The sequence below is a fragment of the Streptomyces sp. NPDC098789 genome (genome assembly GCF_044759975.1).
Taxonomy (GTDB): Bacteria; Actinomycetota; Actinomycetes; order Streptomycetales; family Streptomycetaceae; genus Streptomyces.
This window is the reverse complement of sequence record NZ_JBIWAJ010000016.1, coordinates 1-26,134: the sequence shown is the minus strand read 5'-3', so window position 1 is coordinate 26,134 and position 26,134 is coordinate 1. Positions and strand designations below refer to the sequence as shown.

General features: G+C 72.6%; 16 protein-coding genes. 6 read left to right on the top strand and 10 right to left on the bottom strand.

Annotation, left to right across the window (positions count from 1 at the left end):
• Positions 1–9: 9 nt before the first annotated feature.
• Together pulA and ACIQWR_RS28325 are read right to left on the bottom strand one after the other, a co-directional pair.
• The gene (gene pulA / locus ACIQWR_RS28330; protein WP_404015114.1) at positions 10–5,415 is read right to left on the bottom strand and encodes a pullulanase-type alpha-1,6-glucosidase; all 5,406 of its coding nucleotides are present in this window, start codon (positions 5,413–5,415) and stop codon (positions 10–12) included.
• Between the two features lie 70 nt (positions 5,416–5,485).
• Positions 5,486–7,180, bottom strand: a complete 1,695-nt coding sequence (locus ACIQWR_RS28325) for a carbohydrate-binding module family 20 domain-containing protein (protein WP_404015111.1) — start codon at positions 7,178–7,180, stop codon at positions 5,486–5,488.
• A 193-nt stretch (positions 7,181–7,373) separates the two neighbouring features.
• On the opposite strand from ACIQWR_RS28325, the gene cutA reads away from it, so the two are divergent.
• Positions 7,374–7,730 (top strand): divalent-cation tolerance protein CutA, encoded by a 357-nt coding sequence (gene cutA, locus ACIQWR_RS28320; protein ID WP_404015108.1) that lies wholly within the window; start codon positions 7,374–7,376, stop codon positions 7,728–7,730.
• Here the strand turns inward: cutA and ACIQWR_RS28315 are convergent.
• The 6 genes from ACIQWR_RS28315 to ACIQWR_RS28290 form a co-directional block, all read right to left on the bottom strand.
• Positions 7,711–8,376 carry a hypothetical protein gene (locus ACIQWR_RS28315; RefSeq protein WP_404015105.1) on the bottom strand — a complete coding sequence of 222 codons (666 nt, stop codon included), beginning with the start codon at positions 8,374–8,376 and terminating at the stop codon, positions 7,711–7,713. The genes cutA and ACIQWR_RS28315 overlap by 20 nt on opposite strands.
• Before the next feature lie 311 nt (positions 8,377–8,687).
• The gene (locus tag ACIQWR_RS28310; RefSeq protein WP_404015104.1) at positions 8,688–9,704 is read right to left on the bottom strand and encodes a LacI family DNA-binding transcriptional regulator; all 1,017 of its coding nucleotides are present in this window, start codon (positions 9,702–9,704) and stop codon (positions 8,688–8,690) included.
• On the bottom strand, positions 9,692–11,293 hold the full coding sequence (locus tag ACIQWR_RS28305) for a glycoside hydrolase family 13 protein (protein WP_404015101.1): 1,602 nt from the start codon (positions 11,291–11,293) through the stop codon (positions 9,692–9,694). The genes ACIQWR_RS28310 and ACIQWR_RS28305 overlap by 13 nt, the downstream gene beginning before the upstream one ends.
• Positions 11,294–11,339: 46 nt before the next feature.
• On the bottom strand, positions 11,340–12,281 hold the full coding sequence (locus ACIQWR_RS28300) for a sugar ABC transporter permease (RefSeq protein WP_404015099.1): 942 nt from the start codon (positions 12,279–12,281) through the stop codon (positions 11,340–11,342).
• Complete coding sequence (locus ACIQWR_RS28295) at positions 12,278–13,300, bottom strand: carbohydrate ABC transporter permease (protein WP_404015096.1); 1,023 nt, start codon at positions 13,298–13,300, stop codon at positions 12,278–12,280. The genes ACIQWR_RS28300 and ACIQWR_RS28295 overlap by 4 nt, the downstream gene beginning before the upstream one ends.
• Positions 13,301–13,307: 7 nt before the next feature.
• Positions 13,308–14,582 carry an extracellular solute-binding protein gene (locus ACIQWR_RS28290; protein ID WP_404015093.1) on the bottom strand — a complete coding sequence of 425 codons (1,275 nt, stop codon included), beginning with the start codon at positions 14,580–14,582 and terminating at the stop codon, positions 13,308–13,310.
• 222 nt (positions 14,583–14,804) lie between these two features.
• On the opposite strand from ACIQWR_RS28290, the gene ACIQWR_RS28285 reads away from it, so the two are divergent.
• From ACIQWR_RS28285 to ACIQWR_RS28275, 3 genes are all read left to right on the top strand, one after another.
• On the top strand, positions 14,805–16,526 hold the full coding sequence (locus ACIQWR_RS28285; protein ID WP_404015090.1) for a glycoside hydrolase family 13 protein: 1,722 nt from the start codon (positions 14,805–14,807) through the stop codon (positions 16,524–16,526).
• A 25-nt stretch (positions 16,527–16,551) separates the two neighbouring features.
• Entirely contained in the window at positions 16,552–17,574 is a 1,023-nt protein-coding gene (locus ACIQWR_RS28280; RefSeq protein ID WP_399267337.1) for a LacI family DNA-binding transcriptional regulator, read from the top strand.
• A 113-nt stretch (positions 17,575–17,687) separates the two neighbouring features.
• A complete protein-coding gene (locus ACIQWR_RS28275; RefSeq protein WP_404015087.1) occupies positions 17,688–18,599 on the top strand; it encodes a phosphatase PAP2 family protein in 912 nt (303 codons plus the stop codon).
• Between the two features lie 16 nt (positions 18,600–18,615).
• On the opposite strand, the gene ACIQWR_RS28270 is transcribed toward ACIQWR_RS28275, so the two are convergent.
• Both ACIQWR_RS28270 and ACIQWR_RS28265 read right to left on the bottom strand, forming a co-directional pair.
• Positions 18,616–19,320, bottom strand: coding sequence for a class I SAM-dependent methyltransferase (locus ACIQWR_RS28270; protein ID WP_404015084.1), 705 nt, complete (start codon positions 19,318–19,320; stop codon positions 18,616–18,618).
• 449 nt (positions 19,321–19,769) lie between these two features.
• The gene (locus ACIQWR_RS28265) at positions 19,770–22,757 is read right to left on the bottom strand and encodes a bifunctional [glutamine synthetase] adenylyltransferase/[glutamine synthetase]-adenylyl-L-tyrosine phosphorylase (RefSeq protein WP_404015082.1); all 2,988 of its coding nucleotides are present in this window, start codon (positions 22,755–22,757) and stop codon (positions 19,770–19,772) included.
• A gap of 503 nt (positions 22,758–23,260) precedes the next feature.
• On the opposite strand from ACIQWR_RS28265, the gene ACIQWR_RS28260 reads away from it, so the two are divergent.
• Together ACIQWR_RS28260 and ACIQWR_RS28255 are read left to right on the top strand one after the other, a co-directional pair.
• On the top strand, positions 23,261–25,372 hold the full coding sequence (locus ACIQWR_RS28260) for a PIG-L family deacetylase (RefSeq protein ID WP_404015080.1): 2,112 nt from the start codon (positions 23,261–23,263) through the stop codon (positions 25,370–25,372).
• A gap of 301 nt (positions 25,373–25,673) precedes the next feature.
• Positions 25,674–26,134 (top strand): PIG-L family deacetylase (locus ACIQWR_RS28255; RefSeq protein WP_404015077.1); only part of this gene is annotated, 461 nt, incomplete at its 3' end.

The following is a 26,134-nucleotide window of genomic DNA, read 5'->3' as shown; positions in this document are numbered from 1 at the left end:
CCGCACGGGCTACCGGGTCCCCGCCCCCTTGGCCTGGAAGACGGCCACCGTGCGGGCCGGGACCGTGAACGCGCCGGTCCCGGCGTCGTACGCCGATGCCTTGACCACCGGGTCGGCGCCCGCGGCCTGCCTCGGGTGCAGCGCGTAGGCCCGCCCGGCCAGAGCGGGGACGCGCTGTTGCTGCGCGGTGGGCGTGGCGTTGAAGACCACGACCAGATCGCCGAGGGTCATGGTGATGACGCCCGGGGTCTCCGTCGGGCCCGCGAGCGGGAAGGCCAGTCGCGCCTGGACCGCGGCCGTGCTGGTCAGCGCGAAGGAGGGCTCCGAGGTGCGGACGGCCAGCAGGTCCCGATACGCGGCCCCGGCCGCGGTGACCTCCGTACAGGTCGGGCCGGGGGTGGTCAGCAGCGGTGCGGCGTAGGGCCACTTCGCGCGGTTGTCGGCGGCGGGCGGCAGGCCCCGGCCGAAGCCGTTGGCGCTGCCGGTCCCCGCCGGGCAGGTCCAGTGGATGGCGTTGAACCAGTCGCCGCTGTCGAAGGAGTTGCGGTCCAGGGACTTCGAGCGCAGCAGGTCGGTGCCCGCCTGGGAGAGGGACGGGCCCTGCGAGAGGGTGGCCGTGGCCATCGCCAGGACCTGCATCCGGGCCTGGTCCGCGGGAGAGGTGGCGGGCGGGAGCTTGTACTTGAGGGCGTCGTAGAGCGATTCGTTGTCGTGGGCGTCCGCGTAGGCGAGGGCGTCGCCCGGCGCCGCCGCGTAGCCGGCTCCCTGGCCGTTGTAGTCCAGCTGGGCACCCGTGATCGCGGCGCCGGTGGCGTCCGTGAAGCGGTAGCCCGCCAGGTTGCCGGTGAGCCCGACCTTGATCAGGTCCTGGGCGTGCCGGAGCCGGGCCAGCTGCTGCTCGGGGGTGCCGTTCGCGGGGGCCGCGTTGGGGTCGGTGAAGAGCCCGGAGGCGAAGCCCTGGACGCGCGGGTCCTCGTCGAAGGGGCCGCCGCCGCGGACCGCGTCGCGCGCCCGGTCGGAGAAGGTGGCGATGCCGGTGCCGGCCATGTTCTTCTGCGTGGCCTGGACGAAGCGGGCGTCGTCGGCTACCTCGCCGAAGTTCCAGCCCTCGCCGTAGAGGATCACCTTCTTCCCGTCGACCCCGTCCTTCGCCGGGGTCAGCCGGTCCAGGGCGGCGCGCACGGCCAGGATGTTGGCCTTCGGCTGGTGGCCCATCAGGTCGAAGCGGAAGCCGTCGACCTTGTACTCCTTGGCCCAGGTGACCACGGAGTCCACGACCAAGCGGCCCATCATGGCGTTCTCGGTGGCCGTGTTGGAGCAGCAGCTGCTGGTGGCGACGGAGCCGTCGGCGAGCAGGCGCTGGTAGTAGCCGGGGACGACCCGGTCCAGGACGGACTGGTCCGACTGGCCGGAGGCGGCGGTGTGGTTGTAGACCACGTCCATCACCGTGCGCAGGCCCGCGCCGTTGAGGGACTGCACCATGCGGCGGAACTCGACGGTGCGGGCGGTGCCGTTCGGGTCGCTCGCGTACGAGCCCTCCGGGACGGTGTAGTGCAGCGGGTCGTAGCCCCAGTTGTAGGCGTCCTTCGCGGCGGCGGCCGCCACGCAGGCCTGCTGTTGCGGGGAGTCGGGGGCGTAGACGGTGAGGTCGCAGGCGGGGGTGGTGCGCTTCGCCGGGTCCTCGGGGATGGTGGCGATGTCGAAGGCGGGCAGGAGGTGGACGTAGGAGGTGCCGGCGGCGGCCAGCGAGCGCAGGTGCTTCATGCCCGCGGAGTCGCTGTCGGTGAAGGCCAGGTACTGGCCGGGGTGCTTGCTGGTGGGGTCGGCCACCGAGAAGTCCCGGATGTGGAGTTCCTGGATCTGGGCGGAGGTGAAGGGGACGGCGGCGGGTTTGCGCAGCTCGCGCCAGCCGGGCGGCCGGAGCGCGGGCGCGAGGTCGGTGACGAGGCTGTAGGTCGAATCGGTGGTCAGCGCGGTGGAGTAGGGGTCGGTGACCAGGTTCCGGACCACCTGGCGGACGCTCGGCGCCCAGACGGTCACCGCGTAGCGGTAGCGCTTGCCGGCCCAGGAACGCTCGCCGTCCACCGACCAGACGCCGGTGGCGTCGTCGCGGTGCATGGGGACGGTGCGGGCGCCGCCGTCGAGTTCGAGGGAGACCTGTTGGGCGGTGGGCGCCCAGAGCGCGAGCCGGGGGCCGCGGCCGGAGAAGGTGGGGCCGAGCGGGGTCGTGTTCGCGTACAGGTCGTCCAGGACGCCGGCGAGCTGCACCCCGGTGGCGGCGAGGACGGCGCCGCCCGCGGTGCGGGCGCTCGCGACGAGCTGCCGGCGCAGCGCCTCGCGCACCCGGTCGCGGTCGCGCGGGTCGACGGTGAAGGCGGTGTACGCCGCCAGGTGCGGGAACTTCTGCTTCTGTACGGCGCTCAGCGCGCCCGGGGTCAGCCGCAGCCAGCGGGCCTTCTCCGTACCGGTGAGGACGCCGTCGGCGGCCTTGATCACGCCCTCCCGCGAGGCCAGGAGCTGCACGGAGGCGGCGGCGGGCGGGGCGTTCCAGGCGAGGGTGTCGCGGTCGATCCAGACGGCCTCGGACTTGGTGAGGTCGAGGGCGGCGGCGGAGCCGGCGGGCTGCGGCAGCAGGTACTTCTGCTGGCCGGCGAGCAGCCAGGCCTCGTGGCCGGTGGCCTTGAGGTCGAGGGACTGGTCGGTGGGCAGGTCCTTCTCGTCCCCCTTGTGGAGGATGTAGCTCAGCGAGGTGGCGCCCGGGGCGAGCGGGACCTCGTAGACCGCGCCGTAGGAGTCGGTGCGGGCGGGGAGCAGCGGCTTGGACCAGTCGGTGGGGGTGGCCGCGCCGGTCCACACGTGCAGGCCCCAGCCGTCGTAGGCGCCGTCGGGGCGCTTCAGGTGCAGGACCGCCTCGGCCTGGTCCTGGGGCGGGTAGGTCGGCCGTTCGGTGCGGGCCGCTTCCTTGCCCTGCTCCAGCCAGATCTCGCCCGTCCTGGTCACGTCGATGGTGCGGTCGGCGGCGACGTCCTTCGTGCCGTCCTTGTCGATGACGAGGTAACCGACGCTGCTCGCGCCGGGCTTGAGCTTGACGTACGCGAAGGCGCCGTAGGCGTCGCGGCCGGTGAAGTCGTGCCCGGCCGGCCAGGCGGTCGCTTCGCCCTCGGCGAGGTCGCCCCAGGCGTAGAGCCGCCAGTTCGTGTAGTCCCCGTCGGGGCGGTTGTAGTGGACGACGGCGTAGTCGCGCTGGGTGGCGGTGGGGACCTCGGGGGGCGGTGCCTGCCCGGCGACGGAGGCGGCGAGGGCGCTCGCGGTGCGGCCGGAGGCGTCGACGACGACCGCCTTGTAGCGCAGCGGGGTGCCCGCGGGGGCGCTCACCCGCTGGGTGACCTTGTAGGGGGCGTGGTCGGCGGAGCCGAGGACCTGCCAGGCGTCGTTGCCGCTCTGGGCGGCGAAGACGACCCGGTTCAGGCCGCCGCCGGTGACGTCCGCCGACAGCTCGACGGTGCCGGTGGCGCCGGGGGCGGGCGGGGTGAGGGTCAGGGCGGGGCGGGTGGTGGGGGCCGGGAGCGGGGTGGCGCCCATGAGGACCACCGAGCCGAGGGCGGGGACGGTGAGGGAGAGCTTGCCGGCGGAGGAGGCCCAGACGGTGGTGGTGCCCGCGCCGCCGTAGAGGACGCTGTAGGCGGCGCCGGCCGGGGCGTCGAGTTCCACGGTGCGGGGCGCGGCGCCGTTGTTGGCGGCGATCAGGTATTCGGTGCGGGTGCGCGGGTCGGTGCGGGCGAAGGCGTAGACGGAGCCGTCGGCGAGGCGTTCGCTCTGGACGCCGTCGCGCAGGGCGGGGTGGGCCTTGGTCAGCCGGGAGAGGGCACTGATCTGCTGGTAGAGCGGGTGTCCCGGATCGTAGGCGTCGCTCGCGTGCGTGCGCGCCGTTCCGAGCTGGTCGTCATCCAGGTAGTCCGGCGTCTTGGAGGCGAAGAGGGACTGGCGGGCGTCCTTGTCGCCGCCGGCGCCCGTGAACCCCTGCTCGTCGCCGTAGTAGATCACCGGGTTGCCGCGGGAGAAGAACATCAGCTCGTTCGCCAGCCGGTAGCGGTCGAGCAACTCCTGCTCCCCCGCCCCGGGCCGGTCCTGCTTGAGGAAGGAGCCGAACCTGCCCATGTCGTGGTTGCCGAGGAAGGTCACCTGCTCGTAGGCGTTGGCCTTGTCGCTGGTGTACCGGTAGTCCGCCCCGAGGACGGAGGCCAGCCGCCCGGCTCCGGCGCCCTGGGCGGCGTACGCCCGGATCGCGTCCTGGAGCGGGAAGTCGAGGGTGGCGTCGAGGCGGCCCTGCGTGACGTAGGGCGAGGTGACGGCCGGGTCCGCGGAGTACACCTCGCCGAACATGAAGAACTTCGAGCGCCCGCGCTGGGCGGCGTACTTGTCGAGGGCGGTGGCCCACTGCGTCCAGAACGGCAGGTCGACGTGTTTGACGGTGTCGATCCGGAAGCCGTCGATATCGAAGTCCCGGACCCACTTCTCGTAGATCTTCTCCATCCCGCTGACCACCTCGGGACGCTCGGTCCACAGGTCGTCGAGCCCGGAGAAGTCGCCCTGTTCGGCGGATTCGCCCGCGAAGGTGGAGTCGCCCCGGTTGTGGTACATCGTCGGATCGTTCAGCCAGGCCGGGACCTTGGCGTCCTTCTTCGCCGCGGGCACGAGCGGCGTGCGCGGGAAGGAGCCCGGCCCGACGGCCGGGAACCCCTTCTTGTCGGCGGCCGTTCCGGCGGCCTTGCCCGCGGCGTAGTCGGAGTCGTCGAAGGCCACCCCGTCCTTGGTCAGGTAGGGGAAGGCCCCCTTCGACAGGTAGGAGTACGACTTCTCCTTGTAGTCGATGACGTCGGCGGTGTGGTTGGTGATGACGTCGAAGAAGACCTTCATCCCCTTCCCGTGCGCCTTGTCGATCAGCCGCTCCAGGTCGGCGTTGGTGCCGAAGTGCGGGTCGACCTGGGTGAAGTCGGTGATCCAGTAGCCGTGGTAGCCCGCCGACTGGTTCGCCCCCTCCCCCTGCACCGGCTGGTTCTTGAAGATGGGCGCCATCCAGATGGCCGTGGTGCCCAGGCCCTTGATGTAGTCGAGCCGGTCGGTCAGCCCCTTGAGGTCGCCGCCCTGGTAGAAGCCCTTGTCCGTCGGGTCCAGACCGGTCTGCGAGCGGCTGCCGGCCAGGCCGCCGCGGTCGTTGCGCGGGTCGCCGTTCGCGAACCGGTCCGGGAGGACGAAGTAGAACTGCTCCCGGGTCAGGTCGTGCCGGGCGGGCTGCGCCGCCAGTTTCGCGTCCGGGGGCGGGGCGGGCGCCGTGCCGGCGGCCTCCGCGGGGAGTGCGGGCAGGAAGGCCACCGCCAGGGCGGCGGCGACGGTTCCCGCGAGGGGGCGTATCACGGCGGAATCTCCTCGGACACGGGGCGGATGGGGGCGAATGGGAGCGAATGGGGGACGTGCGGCGGCGGGGTCAGTTGCGCCAGGTGTCGCTGAGCGCGACCTTCCCGCTCGCGGGGACGGTGGCCGTGCGGTTGGCCCCGCTCTCCCAGGTGACGGTGCCCGCGGCGTCCTTGCGGACGTACTTGTAGGCGAAGGAGGTGCCCGCGGGCAGGGCGACGTCGAGCTTCCAGACCGGGTAGGCGGCCGGGTCGAGCTTCAGCGCGGAGGCGGTGTTCCAGTTCCCGAGCGCGCCCTGGTCGCCGGTGACGTAGATGTCCTGGCCCGGCACGGTGGTGGCGTTGACCGCGAAGGAGGCGCCGGCGGCCGCGGGCGGCGTGGAACCACCGCCGCAGGTGCGGGCGCCCACATGGAGGGCGACGGCGGTGTCCGGCCCGAGGGTCGCGGTGAACTGCCCGGAGCCGTTCACGGTGACGGCCCGCCCGCTCTGCACGTCGCAGTAGTCGCCGGCCGGCAGGGAGGTCTGGAAGGTCCGGGTCAGCGCCGACGCCTCGTGGTTGATGGCCACGTACGCCTTGGCGCCGCGCCCGAAGGCGATCTGGTCCCCGCCGTTGTCCCACCAGTTGGTGACGCCCTGGCCGCGGGCCGCGTTGCGGAAGCCCACCATCGAGGAGATCTCGCGCCAGGCGTGCTGGCAGGTCCAGCCGTCGGCGTAACAGGAGTTGACGGCGCCGCCGTTCGGCGGACCGGCGTCGCGGTCGGTGAAGGCGTACCCGGAGTGCACGTCCGGGGAGCCGTAGGGCCAGGCCAGCATGAAGACGTTGGCGAGGGTGTAGGTCGCGCCCGCCTTGTAGTCGAGGGTGTCCCCGCCGCGCTCGGTGTCGTGGTTGTCGACGAACACGGCGGCCTGGCCGCTCGGCATGTACCCCCAGGACTCGCCGAAGTTCTTCAGGTAGGCCAGGTTCTCGTTCTGGAAGACCCGCTTGAGGTCGCGGGCGTAGCGGAACTCCTGCACGTCCCCGTTGCCGAGGTACTCGCTCGGCTGGACGGCCTCGCCCGCGCCGTAGATCGCCTCCTGCTTCCAGTAGGCGTTCGGCTTGGTCAGCCGGGACTTGATGTTGGCGAGGTCGGCGGCGGGCATGTGCTTGGCGGCGTCGATCCGGAAGCCGTCGACGCCGAGGGAGAGCAGGTCGTTGAGGTACCCGGCGATCCGGCCCCGCACGTAGTCCTCGCCGGTGTCGAGATCGGCGAGCTGCACCAGCTCGCAGTTCTGGACGTTGGCCCGGTCCTGGTAGGAGGAGATGGTGGCGCGGCAGTCGTCCATGTCGGCGCCGGAGTAGAGGCCCGGGTAGTTGTACTTCGTGTACGAACTGCCCCCGGTGCCGGTGCCGTCGGCGGCGGCCATGTGGTTGATGACGGAGTCCGCGACCACCTTCACGCCCGCGGCGTGACAGGTGTCGACCATGGCCTTGAAACCGGCCCGGTCACCGAGCCGGCCGGCGATCTTGTAGCTCACGGGCTGGTACGAGGTCCACCACTGGGGACCCTGGATGTGCTCCTGGGGCGGCGAGACCTGCACGTAGCCGTAGCCCGCGGGCCCGAGGGAGTCGGTGCAGGCCTTGGCGACGGAGGCGAAGTTCCACTCGAAGAGCACCGCGGTGACATCGCGCTCACCGGGCGGCGAGGCGGCGGCGTGGGGAGCCTGCCAGGTGCCTGCGGCGGCGACGAGGGCGGTGAGCGCGACCACGGCTCTGTGGATGCGGGGCATGGGGGTCCTCCTGGCGAAGAGGTGGGGATTGTTGGCGACCGTAGGCCCCACCCCTCCCCCCTGCAAGACCTTGCGCAAGAGATTGCAGAATTGTTTCTCCGCCGTGTCCTGGCCCGGTCCATGAGGGAGCGTCACCCACGAGAGCGCCTGGGTAGGGTCCATCGAGGCACACCGACGCAGCAGGAGGTCCACCATGGCGACGGACATCGTGATCGCGCAGACCACCATCGACGACGAGCTGGCAGCAGGGGAGTTGGCGCGGGGCGCGGTGGAAGCACGGCTGGCCGCCTGCGCGCACATCGACGCACCGCTCACCGCCGTCTACCGGTGGCAGGGCGCCGTCGAAACGGCTACCGAATGGCGCGTCTCCTACAAGACGACACGCGACCGACTGCCCGCCCTCAGCGCGTGGGTCGAGCAGCAGCACGCCTACGACGTACCCGAGTGGATCGTCCTCGCGGTGGACGGCGGCTCGGAGGCCTACCTGTCGTGGGTCGCCGGCGAGACCGCGCCGGCAGTGGTCGCACCGCTCAGGCAGCGCACCTCCTGAGGTGCGCTGCCAGCTCACCTTCCGTGCGCGGAAGCCGGCCCGCGATGGTGAGCGCACGCGCCCGACCCATCGTGTTCGGGCGGGCATCCGACGCCTTGGCGAACTGGCGGGCCACGTGCACTCCTTGGTCGAGGTCACCGCCGGCGAGCAGAGCGGCGGCCAGGTCCCCGAGGATGACGACTCCCGAGTCGGACAGCTCACCGCCCAATCGCCGCGTGGCAACGGCGGCCGCCTCTTCCGCATGGCGGGCGTGGATCCAGGCCGCAACGGTGGCATTGCCCGGGCCGCGAACGCACGCGACCGCCCGCTCCAGGAGTTCCAACCTGCGGACCGGAACGGCCTCTCCGTAACTCGCGTAGGCCAGGGCGAGTGCGCGCAACGGTGGATGGCCCGAGGAGTCGGCGCAATCGGCGGTGACCCGATAGTACGAACGGGCCGCGAGGTGGTCACCCAGGTCCCAAGCGATCCACCCGGCCAGTGCCGCGGTCTCGCCGGCCGCGATGCAGAGCTCCTTCTCATGGCCGAAGGCGCGGGCCAGGACGGCGGTGACGGCATCGAGGTGCGCCACGACACAGCCTTGCAATTGCCGCGCCGTCAGGTGGTTCTCGCTGATGTGCAACGCACCGGACGCCCCCTGGCCGGACATGGAAGCCAGGCCGGGGCTCAGCCAGGGCGTACTCGACCGCGCTCGCGCCGGCTGGGAGCGGTTCCTCTCGTCCCTTGAGGAGCCGCCTGATGACTGAGCGAGGCTGGACAACCCCGACCCGCGGGGGTGGTGGGGTGTGGGTGGTGGGGGTCGTCCCCGCAGGTCGAGCGGAACCGGCACCGGCCCACGGCTCCGACTCCGGGAAGGTTCCGCGAGCCGAGGAGACGACCCCCACCGCCCGCGCCCCGCCGCCCCCGCCCCCGCCGACCCGGGGCCCGCACCCACAGGCCCCCGGGCGCGGCGTGGAGCCGTCAGACGCCCGGGGCCTGGGACGTCGAGCCGCGGACGACCAGTTCGGGTTGGAAGACGAACTCCGTGCGCTGGACCGGCGTGCCGCCCACCGCCTCCAGCAGGGCGCCCACCGCCGCCGTCGCCATCGCGCGGACCGGCTGGCGGACCGTGGTCAGCGGCGGGTCCGTGAAGGCGATCAGCGGCGAGTCGTCGAAGCCGACGACCGACACGTCCTCCGGGACCCGCAGCCCCCGCTCGCGGGCCGCCCGGATGACGCCCAGCGCCATCGGGTCGCTCCCGCAGACGATCCCCGTGCAGCCCCGGTCCAGCAGCTCACCGCCCGCCGCGTGCCCGCCCTCCACCGTGAAGAGCGTGCGCTGGATCAGCCCTTCGGCCCCGGCCGAGGGCACGGCGGCCAGGAACCCCTGCTCCTTGCGGGCCGAGGGCACGTACCGCGTCGGGCCGATCGCCAGCCCGATCCGCCGGTGCCCGAGGGCCTCCAGGTGCCGCACGGCCATGTCCGCGGCCGCCCGGTCGTCCGGCGAGATGAAGGGCGCGTGGACGTGCTCGTTGAAGCCGTTGATCAGGACGAACGGGACCCCGCGGGCCGCGAGCCGCTGGTAGCGCGTCGGATCCGCCGTGGAGTCCGCGTGCAGCCCGGACAGGAAGACGATCCCCGTCACCCCGCGCTGCTCCAGCTGCTCCACCAGCTCGTCCTCGGTGGCCCCGCCGGGCGTCTGCGTGCACAGCACCGGCGTGTACCCGTGCCCCGCCAGCGCCTGCTCGATGACCTGTGCGAAGGCGGGGAAGATCGGGTTGGTCAGCTCGGGGATGAGCAGCCCGACGAGCCCGTTGCTGCGCCTGCGCAGCCGTACGGGCCGTTCGTAGCCGAGCAGGTCGAGCGCGGCCAGCACCTTGTGCCGGGTGCCGGCCGCGACGCCCGCCTTGCCGTTGAGCACCCGGCTGACGGTCGCCTCGCTGACCTGGGCCTGCGCGGCGATGTCCGTCAGCCGAAGGGGGGAGGTCACCCCTGCCACCACACCGCCGTGTCGGCCGGGAGCAGGTCCGGGTCGGCCAGCGGACCGCTGGCCAGCAGCACGGTTCCGGGGGCGGGGGTACGTACGGCCGCGCCGCCCGTGTTCACCGTGCAGACGAACTCCCCGCGCCGGAAGGCCAGCACCCCGGCCGGCGCCGCCAGCCACTCGACCGCGTCGCCCGCGCCCAGCTCCGCCCGCTCGCGCCGGATCCGCAGCGCGGCCCGGTAGAGCTCCAGGGTGGAGTGCGGGTCGCCCGTCTGCGCGGCCACGCTCAACCCCGCCCACTCCGCAGGCTGCGGCAGCCAACTGCCACCCGAACCGAAGCCGTACGGAGCCTCCTCGCCCGACCACGGGATCGGCACCCGACACCCGTCCCGCAGCCCGTCCTGCCCCGCGCTGCGCACGAACGCCGGATCCTGACGCACCTCGTCCGGCAGGTCCACCACCTCCGGCAGACCCAGCTCCTCCCCCTGGTACACATACGCCGACCCCGGCAACGCCAACATCAACAACGCCGCCGCCCGCGCCCGCGCGAGACCCACCGCACCACCCCCGTACCGCGTCACGTGCCGCACCACATCGTGGTTCGACAGCACCCACGTCGTCGGAGCGGCCACGACCCGCATCGCGTCGAGCGATTCGTCGATGGTCGCGCGCAGCGCGTCCGCGTCCCATCCGGTGTTCAGGTACTGGAAGTTGAAGGCCTGGTGCAGCTCGTCGGGCCGCAGGTAGAGGGCGGTGCGGTCCGCGCTCGGGGTCCACGCCTCGGCGACGCCGATGCGGTCACCGGCGTACTCCTCCAGCACGGTCCGCCAGGAGCGGTAGATCTCGTGGACCCCGTCCTGGTCGAAGAAGGGCAGGACCTGGTTGCCCAGCAGCTTGAGCTGCTCGTCGCGGCCGAGGTCGGGCAGGCCGGGGGCCTTGACCAGGCCGTGCGCGACGTCGATGCGGAAGCCGTCGGCGCCGAGGTCCAGCCAGAACCGCAGGATGGAGCGGAACTCGTCCTGGACGGCCGGGTGCTCCCAGTTGAAGTCGGGCTGCTCGGGGGCGAAGAGGTGCAGGTACCAGTCCCCCTCTTCGACCCGCGTCCACGCCGGGCCGCCGAAGATCGACTCCCAGTCGTTCGGCGGCAGCTCCCCGCCCGCCCCGCGCCCGGACCGGAAGTGGAAGCGCTCGCGCAGCGGGCTGCCGGGCCCCTCGCGCAGCGCCTGCTTGAACCATTCGTGCTGGTCGGAGCAGTGGTTGGGGACGAGGTCCACGATGATCCGCAGGCCCAGCGCGTGGGCTTCACGGATCACGGCGTCGGCGTCGTGCAGGCTGCCGAACATCGGGTCGATGGCCCGGTAGTCGGCGACGTCGTAGCCCGCGTCGGCCTGTGGGGAGGCGTAGAACGGGCTGAGCCAGACGGCGTCGACGCCCAGTTCCTTGAGGTAGGGCAGCCGGGTCCGGGCCCCTTCGAGGTCCCCCATCCCGTCCCCGTTGCTGTCGGCGAAGCTGCGCGGATAGACCTGGTAGATCACCGCTTCCCGCCACCAGCCGGGCTGGGTGCCGGTCGCGGTGGGAAGAGCGTCGGCGAGGTGCTGGGTCATGTCGTCCTTGGAGAGATCGGGCCGGTGTACGCGTCGGGAAGGGTGGTCAGCCCTTGGTCGCGCCCGCGGTCATACCGGCGACGAGGTGACGCTGGGCGAAGGCGAAGAAGATCGCCGCGGGGATGGCGATGACGACGGAAGCCGCCGTCATCGGACCCCAGTTGGCGGTGTACTGGGTGACGAAGGTCTGCAGACCCCCGGCCAGCGTGAGGTTGTCGTCGCCGACCAGGAAGGCGGAGGCGTACGCCACTTCGCCCCAGGCGGTGATGAAGGAGTAGAAGGCGGTGACCGCGAGGCCCGGGCGGGCCAGCGGGAGGATCAGCCGCCAGAAGGTCCCGAAGGGGTTGAGCCCGTCGACCCGACCGGATTCGTCGATCTCGATCGGGATGGTGTCGAAGAAGCCCTTCATCATCCAGGCGCAGAACGGCACCGCGATGGTGAGGTACGTGATGATCAGGCCGAGCGGCTGGTTGAGCAGCCCCAGCTGTCCCATCAGGTTGTAGAGCGGGACGATGAGGATGGCCATCGGGAACATCTGGGTGACCAGCAGGGTCCACATCAGCGGCTTCATGCCGGGGAACCTGAACCGGCTGACCGCGTACCCCGTGGTCGCGGCGATGAACACGCCGAGGACGGTGGTGATGCCCGCGACCAGCACCGAGTTGCCGAACCAGGTGAAGAAGGACGTGTGGTCCACCAGGTAGCGGTAGTTGTCGAGGGTCGGGTCCTTGATGAAGTCGGTACTGACCGCCTGCTGCGGCGGCTTGAGCGAGGTCAGCAGGATCCACAGCACCGGGAAGACCGCGATGACGGCCGCGACGACGAGCGTGGCGTGCAGGGAGACGGAGGCGAGCGGCCCGCGCTGCCCGCGCGGCCGCACCGCCTTGACGGCCTTGGCTCCCTTGGTTCCCTTGGCGCCCTTGGCCTGGACGTCGGCCGCGGCGGTCGCGTCGGCCCCGGCGGCGTCGGAGGTGGTCGTCACGGTCACCACACCTCTCCCTGCTTGCGCAGCGAACGCCGGTAGACCAGCGCGAAGATCATGAGCAGGGCGAGGATGAGGACGCCCCAGGTCGCGGACCCGGCGAAGTCGCGCGGGCTGGTCACGAACGCCTGCCGGAACGCCTGCGTCACCAGGATCTCGGTGGCGTCGCCCGGTCCGCCGCGGGTGAGCAGGAAGATCACCGGGAACATGTTGAAGGTCCAGATGGTGGAGAGCAGGATCACCGTCATGCTGACCGAACGCAGCCCCGGCAGGGTGATGTGCCGGAAGCGCTGCCAGGGACTCGCGCCGTCCATCTCGGCCGCCTCGTACAGCTCGCCGGGGATGGACTGGAGGCCACCGAGCAGGGCCACCATCATGAAGGGGATGCCCAGCCAGACGTTGACGGTGATGACCGCGAGCTTGGCCCAGGTGGGGTCGTCGAGCCACGGCACGGCGGAGATCCCGCCGCCTTCGAGGACCTTGTTCAGGATGCCGTTGTCGCGGTTGAAGAGGAACCGCCAGGCGAAGACGGACACGAAGCCGGGGACGGCCCAGGGCAGGATGAGCGCCATCCGGTAGACGGCGCGGCCCCGGAACTCCCGGTTCAGGATGTTGGCGAGGCCGAGGCCGAGCGCGAAGGTGATGGACACGCAGGCGACGGTCCAGATGACCGTCCACACCAGCCGGTCCAGGAAGACCGGGTCGCTCAGCGCGGCCGTGTAGTTGTCGAGGCCGACGAACTGATAGGTCGCGTCGATGGTGTTGGGGCCGATCGTACGGGCGACGTTGCGCTCGTTGGCGTCGGTCAGCGACAGGTAGATCCCGCGGACCAGCGGCCACCCGATGATCACGCCGAGGACGAGCACCACGGGGGTGACCATCGTCCAGGCGTACCAGTGGGTGGCCAGCGCGCGCCGGACCCGGCCGGGGCGGGCCCCGGGGTTGCGGTCGGTCCTGCGGCTCCGGCCGCGGGTGACGTCGTCACCCGCGGCCGGCACCACGGACCGGCTGGTCTCAGCAGCCATCGTCGTGCTACTTCCAACCCTTGAGGATCTTGCGGAACTCGGTACCGGTCGCCTTGGCCGCGTCCTCCGGGCTGGAGGCGCCGGTGACCGCCTTGGTGTACTGCACCTTGAGCGGCTCGAAGAGGGAGCCGTTCTCCGGGATCCAGGCGCGCTCGACGGCCTTGTCCACGGCGGGCTTGAAGAAGGCGACGATCTCGTTGCCCTTGACGTCCGGCACCTCGTAGGCGGCGGTGCGGGTCGGCAGCAGGCTCAGTTCCTTGGTCGCCTGGACCTGGGTCTCCTGCGAGGTCATGTACTCGACGAAGGCGTGCGCGGCGGTGCGGTTCTTGGAGCCCGCGTAGACGGCCAGGTCGTGGCCGCCCTGCGGGGCTCCCGCCTTGACGGAGCCGGCCGGGACCGCGCTGATGCCGAGGTTGGCCTTGTCGGCGAACTGGGCGCCGGAGAAGGTGTCCTTGACCGCCCAGGGGCCGTTGATCATCATCGCGACCTCGCCCGACTTGAAGGCGGTCTGCATGTTGTCGTAGCCGTCGGTGGCGTTGGTGACGGCGGCGCCGGAGGTGATCAGGTCGCGGGCGTCCTTGAAGGCCTTGACGCCCGCCGCGTTGTCGACGGTGACCGTCTTGGTCTTGGCGTCGACCAGGTCGCCGCCCTCGCCGTAGATGAAGGGGAGGAACCAGTAGGAGTCGTCGCCGCGGACGTAGAGGCCGGTCTTGCCGGTCTTCGCCTTGATCGCGGCGGCCGCGGTCTTGACCTCTTCGAGCGTGGTCGGGGGCTTGACGCCCGCGTCCGCCAGCATCTTCTTGTTGTAGAAGAGGCCGAGGGAGTCGATGACCTGCGGGACGGCGTAGAGCTGGCCCTCGTACTTGCCGCTGGCCGCGGCCTGGGGCAGGAAGTCGGAGTCGACCTTCTTGGCCGCGTCCGCGGGCACCTTGTCCAGGTAGCCGAGGGAGGCGAAGTCGGCGACCCAGCCGACGTCGGCGCGGATGACGTCAGGGGCTTCGGCGCCGCTGCTGAAGGCGTTCTTGACCTTGTTCTGCGCGTCGCCGTACGGCACGTTGACGTACTTGACGGTCACCTTCGGGTGCTTGGCGGTGAACGCCTCGGCGATCTTCTGGAAGGTCGCCTTCTCCGTGTCGTTGGCGGTGTCCCACCAGGTGACCGTGCCGGAGATCTCGCCACCGGCGTTGTCGCCGCCGCCGTTGTCGTTCTTGTCGCCGCCGCAAGCCGTCGCCGCGAGCGCCAGAGCCGCGACCAGCGCGGTGGCCGCTATGCCACGCCGCATATGAACTCCTTCGATGATCCCGGCCGCGCCCTCGCGGTCCCGAGTTGCCAGGAACGTAACAAGCCTGAAAGCCGACCGAAAGACCTTGCGGCAATTTTCTGCAAGACATGGTGATCGTTACATCCGTGTGTCCGTACGGTTGCCGCAGCTTGCTGTTAGTTCGAACCGTCTTCGGGTGAACGGGCCCGCAACCAGGCGCCCGGTCCGCACGTTGACCCCGATATGACCCATGAACTGACCGCCTCGCGGCTTGCAAGCGCTTCCAGCAACGTCACCGCGAGCGGCGGTTGGTGGCGCGATGCCGTCATCTACCAGGTGTACGTGCGGTCCTTCGGCGACAGCGACGGGGACGGGATCGGCGACCTGCGCGGGGTGCGCGAGCGCCTCCCCCACCTGGCCCGGCTCGGGGTGGACGCGCTGTGGCTCACCCCCTTCTACGTGTCCCCGCAGGCGGACGGCGGCTACGACGTCGCCGACTACCGGGCCGTCGACCCCCTCTTCGGCGACCTCTCCGACGCCGACGCGCTGGTCCGGGCCGCGCACGCGCTGGGGCTGCGGGTGATCGTGGACGTGGTGCCGAACCACACCTCCGAGCAGCACCCCTGGTTCCGGGCGGCGCTCGCCGGGGCGCCGGGCGGGCCGGCGCGGGACCGCTTCCACTTCCGGTCCGGGCGCGGGGCGGGCGGGGAGCTGCCGCCGAACGACTGGGAGTCGATCTTCGGCGGCCCGGCGTGGACGCGGGTGGCGGAGGGGGACTGGTACCTGCACCTCTTCGCCCCCGAGCAGCCCGATCTGAACTGGGAGCACCCCGAGGTGCGGGCGGAGTTCGACTCCGTCCTGCGGTTCTGGCTCGACCTGGGGGTCGACGGCTTCCGCATCGACGTCGCGCACGGCATGGTCAAGTCGGCCGGGCTGCCGGACCTCGGGCGCGGGGCGCAGGCCACCTTGATCGGCAGCGAGCCGCTCCCCTTCTTCGACCAGGACGGGGTGCACGAGATCCACCGCTCCTGGCGCCGCCTGCTCGACAGCTACGACGGCCAGCGGATCGGGGTCGCCGAGGCCTGGGCGCCGACCTCCGAGCGGCTCGCCCTGTACGTCCGCCCCGACGAGCTGCACCAGGCCTTCAACTTCCGCTTCCTCAAGTGCCCCTGGGACGCGGAGGCGATGCGGACGGTCATCGACGGGTCCCTGGCCGCCACCACCGCGGTCGGCGCTCCGACGACGTGGGTGTTGTCGAACCACGATGTGGTGCGTCACGTGACGCGGTACGGGGGTGGTGCGCAGGGCCTCGCGCGGGCGCGGGCGGCGGCGTTGTTGATGTTGGCGTTGCCGGGGTCGGCGTATGTGTACCAGGGGGAGGAGCTGGGTCTGCCGGAGGTGGTGGACCTGCCGGACGAGGTGCGTCAGGATCCGGCGTTCTCGCGCGGTGCGGGGCAGGACGGGCTGCGGGACGGGTGTCGGGTGCCGATTCCGTGGTCGGGCGAGGAGGCTCCGTACGGTTTCGGGAGCGGGGACAGTTGGCTGCCGCAGCCGGTGGAGTGGGCGGGGTTGAGCGTGGCCGCGCAGACCGGTGACCCGCACTCCACCCTGGAGCTCTACCGGGCCGCCATCGAGCTGCGCCGGGCCATGCCGGGCCTCGGCGCACCGGAGGCCGGCCGGCCGCACCCCACCGGATCAGCCGGATCGGCCCACCCGTCCGTACCCGCCGGCCCCGCCGATCCGGACGGCTGGGCCGATCCCGGCCCGACCGGGATGCGGTGGCTGCCCGGGCCCCAGGGGGTGCTCCTCTTCGCCCGCCCCGGCTTCGTCTGCACCCTCAACACGGGCCCTTCCCCGGTGGAGCTGCCGGCTCCCGGAAGGCCCGTACTGTCCAGCTCTCCGGTGGAGACGGACGGGCGCACCGTCCTGCTTCCCCCCGATACGTGCACGTGGTGGGCAATGTGACGTACGACCGGTACAGTCCACTCCCATGACCGCGCGGCTTGCCGACATCGCAGCTCAGGCGGGGGTCAGCGAAGCCACGGTCAGTCGGGTCCTCAACGGCAAGCCCGGTGTGGCCGCGGGCACCCGCGAATCCGTGCTGGCCGCGCTCGACGTCCTCGGGTACGAGCGTCCCGTGCGGCTGCGTCAACGCAGCGCCGGACTCGTCGGACTGATAACTCCCGAGCTGGACAACCCCATCTTCCCCGCGCTCGCGCAGGTCATCGGCCAGGCCCTCACCCGGCAGGGGTACACGCCGGTGCTGGCCACCCAGACGCCCGGCGGATCGACCGAGGACGAGCTGACGGAGATGCTCGTGGACCGCGGGGTCTCGGGCATCATCTTCGTCTCCGGCCTGCACGCGGACACCACCGCCGACATGGGGCGCTACGACCAACTCCGCGGCCAGGGCGTCCCGTACGTCCTGATCAACGGCTTCTCCGACAAGGTGCAGGCCCCCTTCGTCTCTCCCGACGACCGGGCCGCCATGCAGCTCGCGGTGACCCACCTGACCGCGCTCGGCCACACCCGGATCGGGCTGGCCGTCGGGCCGAAGCGGTTCGTGCCCGTGCTCCGCAAGATCGAGGGCTTCCGCCTCGGCATGCGCGAGCGGCTCGGGCTGGACGAGGCCGCGACCGAGGAGCTGATCCAGCACTCGCTGTACACCCTGGAGGGCGGACAGGCCGCGGCCACCGCGCTCATCGCCCGGGGCTGCACGGCCATCGTGTGCGCCAGCGACATGATGGCGCTCGGCGCCGTACGGGCCGCCCGGCAGCAGGGGCTGCGGGTGCCGCAGGACGTCTCGGTGGTCGGCTTCGACGACTCGCCGCTCATAGCGTTCACCGATCCGCCGCTGACCACCATCCGCCAGCCGGTCCAGGCGATGGGGCAGGCCGCCGTGCGGACCCTGCTGGAGGAGATCGGCGGGACCCCTGCGCCGCACAGCGAGTTCGTCTTCCTGCCGGAGCTGGTAGTGCGCGGGTCCACCGCCTCCGGCCCCACCCGCCGATAGCCCCTGACCTGCGCTTACTACGCGCGCGATCGTCCGTAGGGCTGATCCCGTGCGGGGAAGACCGTACCGGGGGATGATCGGGGCAGGTGCGCGATCTGACAGACTCTTTCCCCATGGGTGAAGTGAGTGTGAAGACACTGGATACCAGGACGGACGTCTCGTCACCCGCCGTGTCCGGGGGCGGGAGCCCCACCGACCGGCAGGACTCCGCGGGCGGCCTCCTGGCCCGGCTGCGCGCCCCGCGACGGCCACGGATCTGGTTCGAGATCCTGCTGATCGCGCTGAGCTACTGGACGTACTCGCTCATCCGCAACTCGGTGCCCGAGGAGAAGACGGCCGCGCTCGCGAACGCCGACTGGATCTGGAGCGTCGAGAACACCCTGGGCATCGCGGTGGAGCGGAGCGTCAACCACGCCGTCGATTCGGTGACGTGGCTGATCGTGGGCATGAACTACTACTACGCCACCTTGCACTTCATCGTGACCATCGGCGTACTGGTCTGGATCTACCGCTTCCATCCGGGGCGGTACGCCGCCGCGCGGCTGGTCCTCTTCGCCACCACCGGTGTGGCGCTGGTCGGCTACTACCTCTTCCCGCTCGCGCCGCCCCGGCTGATGAACGGCACGCAGTTCATCGACACCGTGCTCAAGCACCACACCTGGGGCTCCATGGCCTCCGGCGACCTCAAGCACATGTCGAACCAGTACGCGGCGATGCCCTCCATGCACATCGGGTGGTCGCTCTGGTGCGGGCTGACCGTCTACGCCGTCGCCTCGGCGCCCTGGGCGCGGATCCTGGGCCTGCTGTACCCGACGGCGACGCTCGTCGTCATCGTCGCGACCGCGAACCACTTCTGGCTCGACGCGGCGGGCGGCGCGCTCTGCCTGGCCTTCGGCTACACCGTCTCGCGGGCCTGGTACGGATCGCTGCCGCACCGGCTGCCGCGCCACCCCCTGCACACCGGACCGCACCCGGCCGCGGCCGCGCTGCTGCGCCGGGTGCGGCGGGTGCGCTCGCGCGCCTAGAGGGACTTCGCGGCGGCTATGCCTTGGCCGCCACGAACCACCGGGCCGGGAGTTCGACGGGGGTCCCGTCCTGCCGTACCGCGCTCATGGTGAGCACGGTCGCGCCCTGCTCCAGGATCCCCAGCCCGGCCCCCCGCAGCAGCTCCGCGACCTCGCCGTCGGCCACGCGGCCGGGGCGCAGGTCGTGCTCCCTGACGCGCAGCAGCTTCGGGTCCGGTCCCAGGGTGTGCAGGACCGTCTCGGCCCGGTCGGTGGGCTCCAGCACCAGCGCCCGGCCGGTGTCCCCGAGCAGGGCGGCCACGGAGGCGGCGACGGCCGGGCGGTCCTCGGGGTCGCTCTGGTGCAGGACGGCCCGCAGGTAGACGTGGGTGTCGCCGAGGCGGTCGTGCAGGGCGCGGGCGGCGGGGGCGTCGGTGAGGTCGAGGCGCTCGTACGAGGCCAGCCGGGCCGGGTCGGCGCGGCGGGCGTGGGCCACGGCGGCCTCGGCCAGGTCCACGCCGATTGCGGCGGCGAAGCGGGTCGCGAGGAAGCGGGTCTGGGTGCCGTTGCCGCAGCCGAGGTCGGCGATGGGGAGGCGGGGGTCGGCGTGGGGCTCCAGCAGGGCGAGGTCCCGCTCGGCGGTGAGGGCGGGCGGGGCGTCCCAGAAGGCCTCGCCCTGGGAACCGGAGCTCTCCTCCCAGAAGCCGTCCCAGGCCTTGAGGTAACGGTCGGACGGGGCCATGGGCTCTCCTCCTGCGGTTCCTTGCGCACCCCCGGCCAGCGGCACGCGCCTGTTCCTACCCCGCGGGAGACGCGCCTCAATCGCCGGCGGGGCCGAATGTGGACCCGTTCGTGTGCGCCCCAATCGCCGGAGGTGCCAATCCAGCCCCGCCCGGGGGCACCTCCCAGCGGTAGCCGGGGGAGTTTGAGGCGCCGCCGGAGGCCACACGAGCCGACCACCGGTTCGCACGCTCCGCTCCGCCCCTCCGGGGGCGCCTCAAACGCCGGCGAGGCTGGATTCGGCTCCCGCCGGCCGGCCGGCGGGGCTGAAGGTGGACCCGGTCGTGTGCACCCCAGTCGCCGGCGGGGCCGGTGGTGCCAATCAGCCCCGCCGGCGTTTGAGGCGCCGCCGGAGGCCACACGAGCCGACCACCGGCCCGCACACTCCGTGCCGACCCAGGTCGGGAACGGTCACGCCCCGTAGAAGAGCTCGTCCACGACCGCGCGGGCCCGGCGGGTGGTGCGGCGGTAGTCGTCCAGCATCTCCCCCACCTTGCCCGGCCCGTAGCCGAGGTAGCGCCCCACCGCGGTCAGCTCCCGCGCGTCGGAGGGGAACGTGTCCCCGGCCCGCCCCCGTACCAGCATCACCGCGTTCCGCACCCGCGTCGCCAGCACCCACGCCTCGTCCAGGATCTGCGCCTCCTCGGTCGGGATCAGGCCCGCCGCGTGCGCCGCGGCCAGCGCCTCGCGGGTCCGGGTGGTCCGCAGTCCCGGCTCCGCCCAGGCGTGCCGCATCTGGATCAGCTGGACCGTCCACTCGACGTCGCTCAGCCCGCCCCGGCCCAGCTTCGTGTGCAGGGTCGGGTCCGCCCCGCGCGGCAGCCGCTCCGACTCCATCCGCGCCTTGAGCCGCCGGATCTCCCGCACCGCTTCGTCCCCGAGCCCTTCGACCGGGTAGCGCAGCGGGTCGATCAGGTCGATGAAGCGCGCCCCCAGCTCCGGGTCCCCCGCGACCGGCTCCGCCCGCAGCAGCGCCTGGCTCTCCCAGGTCAGGGCCCAGCGCCGGTAGTAGGCGGCATAGGAGGGCAGGGTCCGCACGAGCGGCCCGGAGCGCCCCTCGGGCCGCAGGTCGGCGTCGATGAGCAGCGGCGGGTCGGCCGTCGGCAGCTGGAGCAGTCTGCGCATCTCGGAGACGACGGTCTGCGCGGCCTTGGCGGCCTGCTGCTCGTCGACGCCCTCGCGCGGTTCGTGGACGAAGAGGACGTCGGCGTCCGATCCGTATCCCAGCTCGTGGCCGCCGAAGCGGCCGACGCCGATGACGGCGAACTTGGTGGGCAGGGTGTCGCCCCACTGGCCGCGGACGGCGGCGCGCAGGGCGCCCGCGATCGTGGCGGCGGTGAGGTCGGAGACGGCGTTGCCGACGCGGTCGACGAGGGCGCCGGGGTCCTCCTCGGCCGGGCTCTCCTCCGTGCCGTAGGAGCCGATGATGTCGGCCGCGGTGGTGCGGAAGAGTTCGCGCCTGCGCACCCCGCGGGCGGCCGCGACCCCGACCTCGGGGTCGTCGGCGCGGTTGACGGCGGCCAGTACCTCCTGGGCCAGGGCCTCGTGCGTACGGGGTTCCAGGCCACCGGGATCGCCGAGCAGGGCCACCGCTTCGGGGGCCCGCATCAGCAGGTCGGGGGCGAGGCGGCCGGCGGACAGGACGCGGGCCAGGTTCTCGGCCGCGGCGCCCTCGTCGCGCAGCAGCCGCAGGTACCAGGGGGTCTTGCCGAGGGCGTCGGAGACCTTGCGGAAGCCGAGCAGGCCCGCGTCCGGGTCGGCGGAGTCCGCGAACCAGCCGAGGAGCACCGGGAGCAGGGTCCGCTGGATGGCGGCCTTGCGGCTGACCCCGGAGGACAGGGCCTCCAGGTGGCGCAGGGCGGAGGCCGGGTCGGCGTACCCGAGCGCTTCGAGGCGCTGTCCGGCGGCGCGCGGGGAGAGCCGGGTCTCGCCGGGGGCGAGCTGGGCGACGGCGTCCAGGAGCGGCCGGTAGAAGAGCTTCTCGTGCAGCCGGCGGACCACGGAGGCGTGGCGGCGCCAGGCCTTGTGCAGCTCGGCGACAGGTTCGGTGCGCAGGCCCATGGAGCGGCCGAGGCGGCGCAGGTCGCCCTCGTCCTCGGGGACGAGGTGCGTGCGGCGCAGCCGGTAGAGCTGGATGCGGTGTTCCATGGCGCGCAGGAAGCGGTACGCGTCCCCGAGCTGGGCGGCGTCGGTGCGGCCGACGTAGCCGCCGGCGGCGAGGGCCTGGAGGGCGTCGAGGGTGGTGCCGGAGTGCAGGGTGGCGTCGCTGCGGCCGTGGACGAGCTGGAGGAGCTGGACGGCGAACTCGACGTCGCGCAGGCCGCCGGGGCCGAGCTTCAGCTCGCGCTCGACCTGGGCCGCGGGGATGTTGTCGACGACGCGGCGGCGCATCTTCTGGACGTCGGCCACGAAGTTCTCGCGCTCGGCCGCCTGCCAGACCATCGGCGTTATGGCGTCGATGTACTGCGCCCCGAGGTCGGGGTCGCCGGCGACGGCACGGGCCTTGAGCAGGGCCTGGAACTCCCAGGTCTTGGCCCAGCGCTGGTAGTAGGCCAGGTGGGAGGCGAGGGTGCGGACGAGCGGACCGTTTCTGCCCTCGGGGCGGAGGTTGGCGTCGACGGGCCAGATGGTCCCCTCGACGGTGGTCTCGGAGCAGATCCGCATGAGGTGGGAGGCGAGCCGGGTGGCGGCCTGGACGGCCTTGCCCTCGTCGGCTCCGGGGGCGGTGTCGCCGACGAAGATGACGTCGACGTCGGACACGTAGTTCAGCTCGTGGCCGCCGCACTTGCCCATCGCGATGACCGCGAGCCGGCACTGGGCGGCGTCCTCGGGGGCGGCGGCGGTCGCGATGCGCAGGGCGGCGCGGAGGGTGGCGGTGGCGAGGTCGGCGAGTTCCGCGGCGGCCTGGGCGACGTCGGTGGTGCCGCAGACGTCGCGGGCGGCGATGGAGAGCAGGCAGCGGCGGTAGGAGACGCGCAGCGCGACCGGGTCGGCGGCGTCGGCGAGGCCGCGCTCGAACTCGGCGAGGCCGGGGTGCAGGTCCGCCGACTCGTAGGTGACCAGGGCCCGCCAGTCGTGGGGGTGGCGGGCGAGGTGGTCGGCGAGGGCCTCGGAGGCGCCGAGCACGCCGAGCAGCCGGTCCCGCAGCGGCTTGGCGCTGACGAGCGTGTCGAGGAGCAGCGGGAGGTCCTCGGGCGCCTGCGCCTCCGCGAGGCGGACGAGGCCGAGCAGGGCGAGGTCGGGGTCGGCGGTCGCGCCGAGGGCGTCGAGGAGCACGGGATCGGCGCGGACGGCGGCCAGCGCGGCGTCGTCGAGCAGCCGTGCGGCGGTCGAGGGATCCGTGAATCCGCTGCGGACCAGCCGGATGAAGGTGCTGCTCCTGCGTCCGGGAACCGTCATCCCGTCGCCTCCCGCTCCTGCCACGACGCAGAGTCTGCCCTGGCTCTGCCTCGGTCGACCTTAGCCGGATCGGGGCGGCGGCTCACCGATGAGTATCATGAGGCGAATTGCCGGATTTAAGAACCGATGGACCGTTATGGGGAGCCGGCCCGCGGCACCCCCGCGCGCGTCCCCCTGCGGAGGCCCCCCCGATGCACGCGCCCGACCCCCGTGACGCCTCTTCCCCGATACCGGGCGAGGGACGCAGAACGCGGGGCCACCGCGGCAGGCACGGGAAGCCGGGCGCACGCGCCGGGTCGGCGGCGGCGGGTGGGCACGGCGGGGCTGGCGGGCCTGACGGGTCTGCCGGGTCTGCCGGCCACGGCGGGTCTGCCGGACGCACCGGGCCTGCCGGCCACGGCGGACACGGCGGGCACGGCGGGCACGGCGGGCACGACCCCCGGGGGAACCCCGCCCGCCAGGGCCGCCGTACGCGCCACGGCCGGGCCGTCGCCGCGCTGGCCGTGGTCGCCGCGCTCGTCGCCGGCGGCTTCGTCCTCGCCCGCGGCGGCGAGGCGCTCGGGCGGTTCTCCGGACCCGCCGGCGCCTCCGGGGCGGCCCCGGAGGCCCTGCCCGATCCCCCGGACCCCGGCAGCGTGCTGCAGATCGTCGCTCACCCCGACGACGACCTGTACTTCATGAACCCGGACCTGCGGAATTCCATCGCCACCGGACACCCGGTCACCACCGCCTACCTCACCTCCGGCGAGGCCGACGGGATCAACGGCACCACGGAAAAGGCGGAGAAGGCGGGCACGGCGGGCGGCGGCGCCCCGCCCGCCGACAAGGCCGCCTACGCCGAGGCCCGCCAGAACGGCATCCGCGCCGCCTACGCCCAGATGGCCACCGGCGACCGCGCGAGCGCCTGGCGGCGTACGTCCGTACCCACGGCCGGGGGCGGCCGCGCCGAGCTGGACGTGCTGGTCGCCGAGCCCTCCGTGCACCTGCTGTGGCTCCAGTTGCGCGAGGCGGGCAACGTCTACGCCGACCGGCCCGACAGCCTGCACGGCCTGTGGGACGGCCGGGTCTCCCACCTGGAGTCGATGCTGTCCTCCGGCACCCCGGTGCGCGGGGCGTTCACGTACACCGGGGACCAGGTCGTCCGGACGCTCGCGGGCGTACTGGCGACGTACAGGCCGACCACCGTGCGCGCCCAGGACCCGACCCCCGGCCGCTACCCCGACGACAAGCGGTACACCGACCACCAGGACCACTTCTACGGGGCCCGGTTCGTCCAGCGCGCCCTCGCCCGGTACGCGGCCGAGGTGAAGGACCGCCCGCACTTCGCGGTGCAGAACTACCTCGGCTACTTCAACGGCGCCCTGCCCGCCGCCCTGGACCCGCGGGAGGCCCGGGAGAAGCTGGACAGCCTGGACACCTACGCCTGGCTCGACCGCGCGAACCGCTGCGGCAGCGCGGCGGGCTGCGGTGACCTCAAGGTCGCCGATCATCCTTCGGGCAACCACTGGACCGAGTCCATCCACTACGCCCGCGGCAACAGCACCTCCTGGCTGGCCCCCGACGCGCACGCCGGGCTGTGGGCCTTCCGCGTCCTGGACGGGCAGGTGGCGCTCTGGCACCGCGACGGACTGCTCGGCGCCTGGGACGGGCCGCGGCTGCTGCCCGGCACCGGCATGGACCCGGGCGTGTCGACCACGACCCTCCCGGACGGTCGGATCGCCGTCTTCGGCACCCGCACCTCCTTCGGTGACCGCCCGCAGGACTACCGGCGTGACGTCGTGTACGCCGTCCAGAAGTCCGCGGGGTCGGTGGAGTTCGGCGCGTGGGACTCGCTCGGTACCCCCGAGGCCGACGACGCGGACTGGACCTCCGACATCAGCGCCCCCGCGGTCTCGGTGGACGGTTCCGGGCGCCTGGCGGCGTACGTCCGCGACGGCGCGTACACCCTGCGCGGCCGCACCCGGAACACGGACGGCTCCTGGGGCCCCTGGGACCGGCTCGGCGGCCGCGACCTGCACGGCAACCCCGCCACGGCCACCGATGCGGCGGGCCGCCGGATGGTGTTCGCGAGCACCCCGACCACGGTGCTCGCCTGGGTGGCGCCGACGGCGGGCGCGGTGCCGGGCCCGGCCGCGCCCACCGGACTGCCCGCGACCACGCTGCCCCTGACGGCGGCGGCCCGGGACGGCGGGGTGCGGCTGTGGTTCCGCAAGCCGGGCTCGGGCGACGTCCGCACGGCGCTGGTGACGGCGAAGCCGGCGGCGGCGCCGGCAGCGCCCGGCAGAGCGGCCCCGGCCCCCGCCGGGTTCGACGTGTCCGGCGTCACGGACCTGGGCGGCATGCAGGGCTTCGGCGCGGTGACGGCGACAGGGCACCTGGTGGCGGGCCGTTCGGTGGGCGGCGCTTTGGGGTCCGACGTCGGAGCGGGCCTGGCGTGGCAGCGCTCGGCGCTGATGTTCGTGGGCTCCCCCGCGAGCGCCCCGGCCGGCCGGAGCGTGATCGGCGTGGCCGTCCTGGGGCTCGACGCGCGGCTCTACCTGAGCTCGGCGGCGGACTCCCCCACGGCGCGGCTGGCACCCTGGCAGCCGGTCGGCCCGCGGACCACGGGGCCGTGACGCCGACGACCGGTCCCGGGGCCGTGATGCCAACCGGCGCCGGGGCCGTGATGTTGCCCACCGACTAAATTCGGCCAATTCGGCATGAGCAGGGACCTAGAGGTCGGGTTCAGCGCAGGTTCAGTACGTCCATAATCCGGTCATTTACCGTCCCGTACCCACCCACGGTGCACAATCAAAATCGGTCACGCCCGGAAGCAGTGGAGTCATCGGTCGAATCGGTGAACCAAGTTCGCCGCATTGACCTCTTTCTGACTGCACGGCGGTTCTTCCGCACCCGAACGACCCCAAGGCGTGACCGATGCCCGTTTCCCGCCGCGTACGCCTGGCGACCCTGCTCACCGTGCTCACCGCCGGTGCCACCGGCGTGTTCGCGGTCGCTCACGGCGAGGGCTTCATCGCGGGTTCCGGTCCGGGCGCGCAGGGTCAGGGCCAGGTCCGCCAAGCCGTGTCCGTACCGCCGAGCACCACGGCCGGCTCGGTGCTGCAGATCGTCGCCCACCCCGATGACGACCTCTTCTTCATGAACCCGGATCTGAGCCGCTCGCTGCTCTCCGGGCGCAAGGTCACCACCACCTACCTCACCTCCGGCGAGGCCGACGGCAAGAACGAGGCCGTCGGGCCGTCCTTCAACGATCCGGCGCAGCCGGCCGACCGGGCCCACTACGCCGAGGCCCGGCAGAACGGCATCCGCTCCGCCTACGCCCAGATGGCCACCGGCGACCGCACCAGCGCCTGGAAGCGCACCGTGATCCCCACCGC

Coding starts and splice junctions, on each gene's coding strand:
- ACIQWR_RS28325 (WP_404015111.1), bottom strand. CDS start 7,180: ATGCCCCGCATCCACAGAGCCGTGGTCGCGCTCACCGCCCTCGTCGCC.
- cutA (WP_404015108.1), top strand. CDS start 7,374: ATGGCGACGGACATCGTGATCGCGCAGACCACCATCGACGACGAGCTG.
- ACIQWR_RS28315 (WP_404015105.1), bottom strand. CDS start 8,376: ATGTCCGGCCAGGGGGCGTCCGGTGCGTTGCACATCAGCGAGAACCAC.
- ACIQWR_RS28305 (WP_404015101.1), bottom strand. CDS start 11,293: ATGACCCAGCACCTCGCCGACGCTCTTCCCACCGCGACCGGCACCCAG.
- ACIQWR_RS28295 (WP_404015096.1), bottom strand. CDS start 13,300: ATGGCTGCTGAGACCAGCCGGTCCGTGGTGCCGGCCGCGGGTGACGAC.
- ACIQWR_RS28290 (WP_404015093.1), bottom strand. CDS start 14,582: ATGCGGCGTGGCATAGCGGCCACCGCGCTGGTCGCGGCTCTGGCGCTC.
- ACIQWR_RS28285 (WP_404015090.1), top strand. CDS start 14,805: ATGACCCATGAACTGACCGCCTCGCGGCTTGCAAGCGCTTCCAGCAAC.
- ACIQWR_RS28280 (WP_399267337.1), top strand. CDS start 16,552: ATGACCGCGCGGCTTGCCGACATCGCAGCTCAGGCGGGGGTCAGCGAA.
- ACIQWR_RS28275 (WP_404015087.1), top strand. CDS start 17,688: ATGGGTGAAGTGAGTGTGAAGACACTGGATACCAGGACGGACGTCTCG.
- ACIQWR_RS28270 (WP_404015084.1), bottom strand. CDS start 19,320: ATGGCCCCGTCCGACCGTTACCTCAAGGCCTGGGACGGCTTCTGGGAG.
- ACIQWR_RS28265 (WP_404015082.1), bottom strand. CDS start 22,757: ATGACGGTTCCCGGACGCAGGAGCAGCACCTTCATCCGGCTGGTCCGC.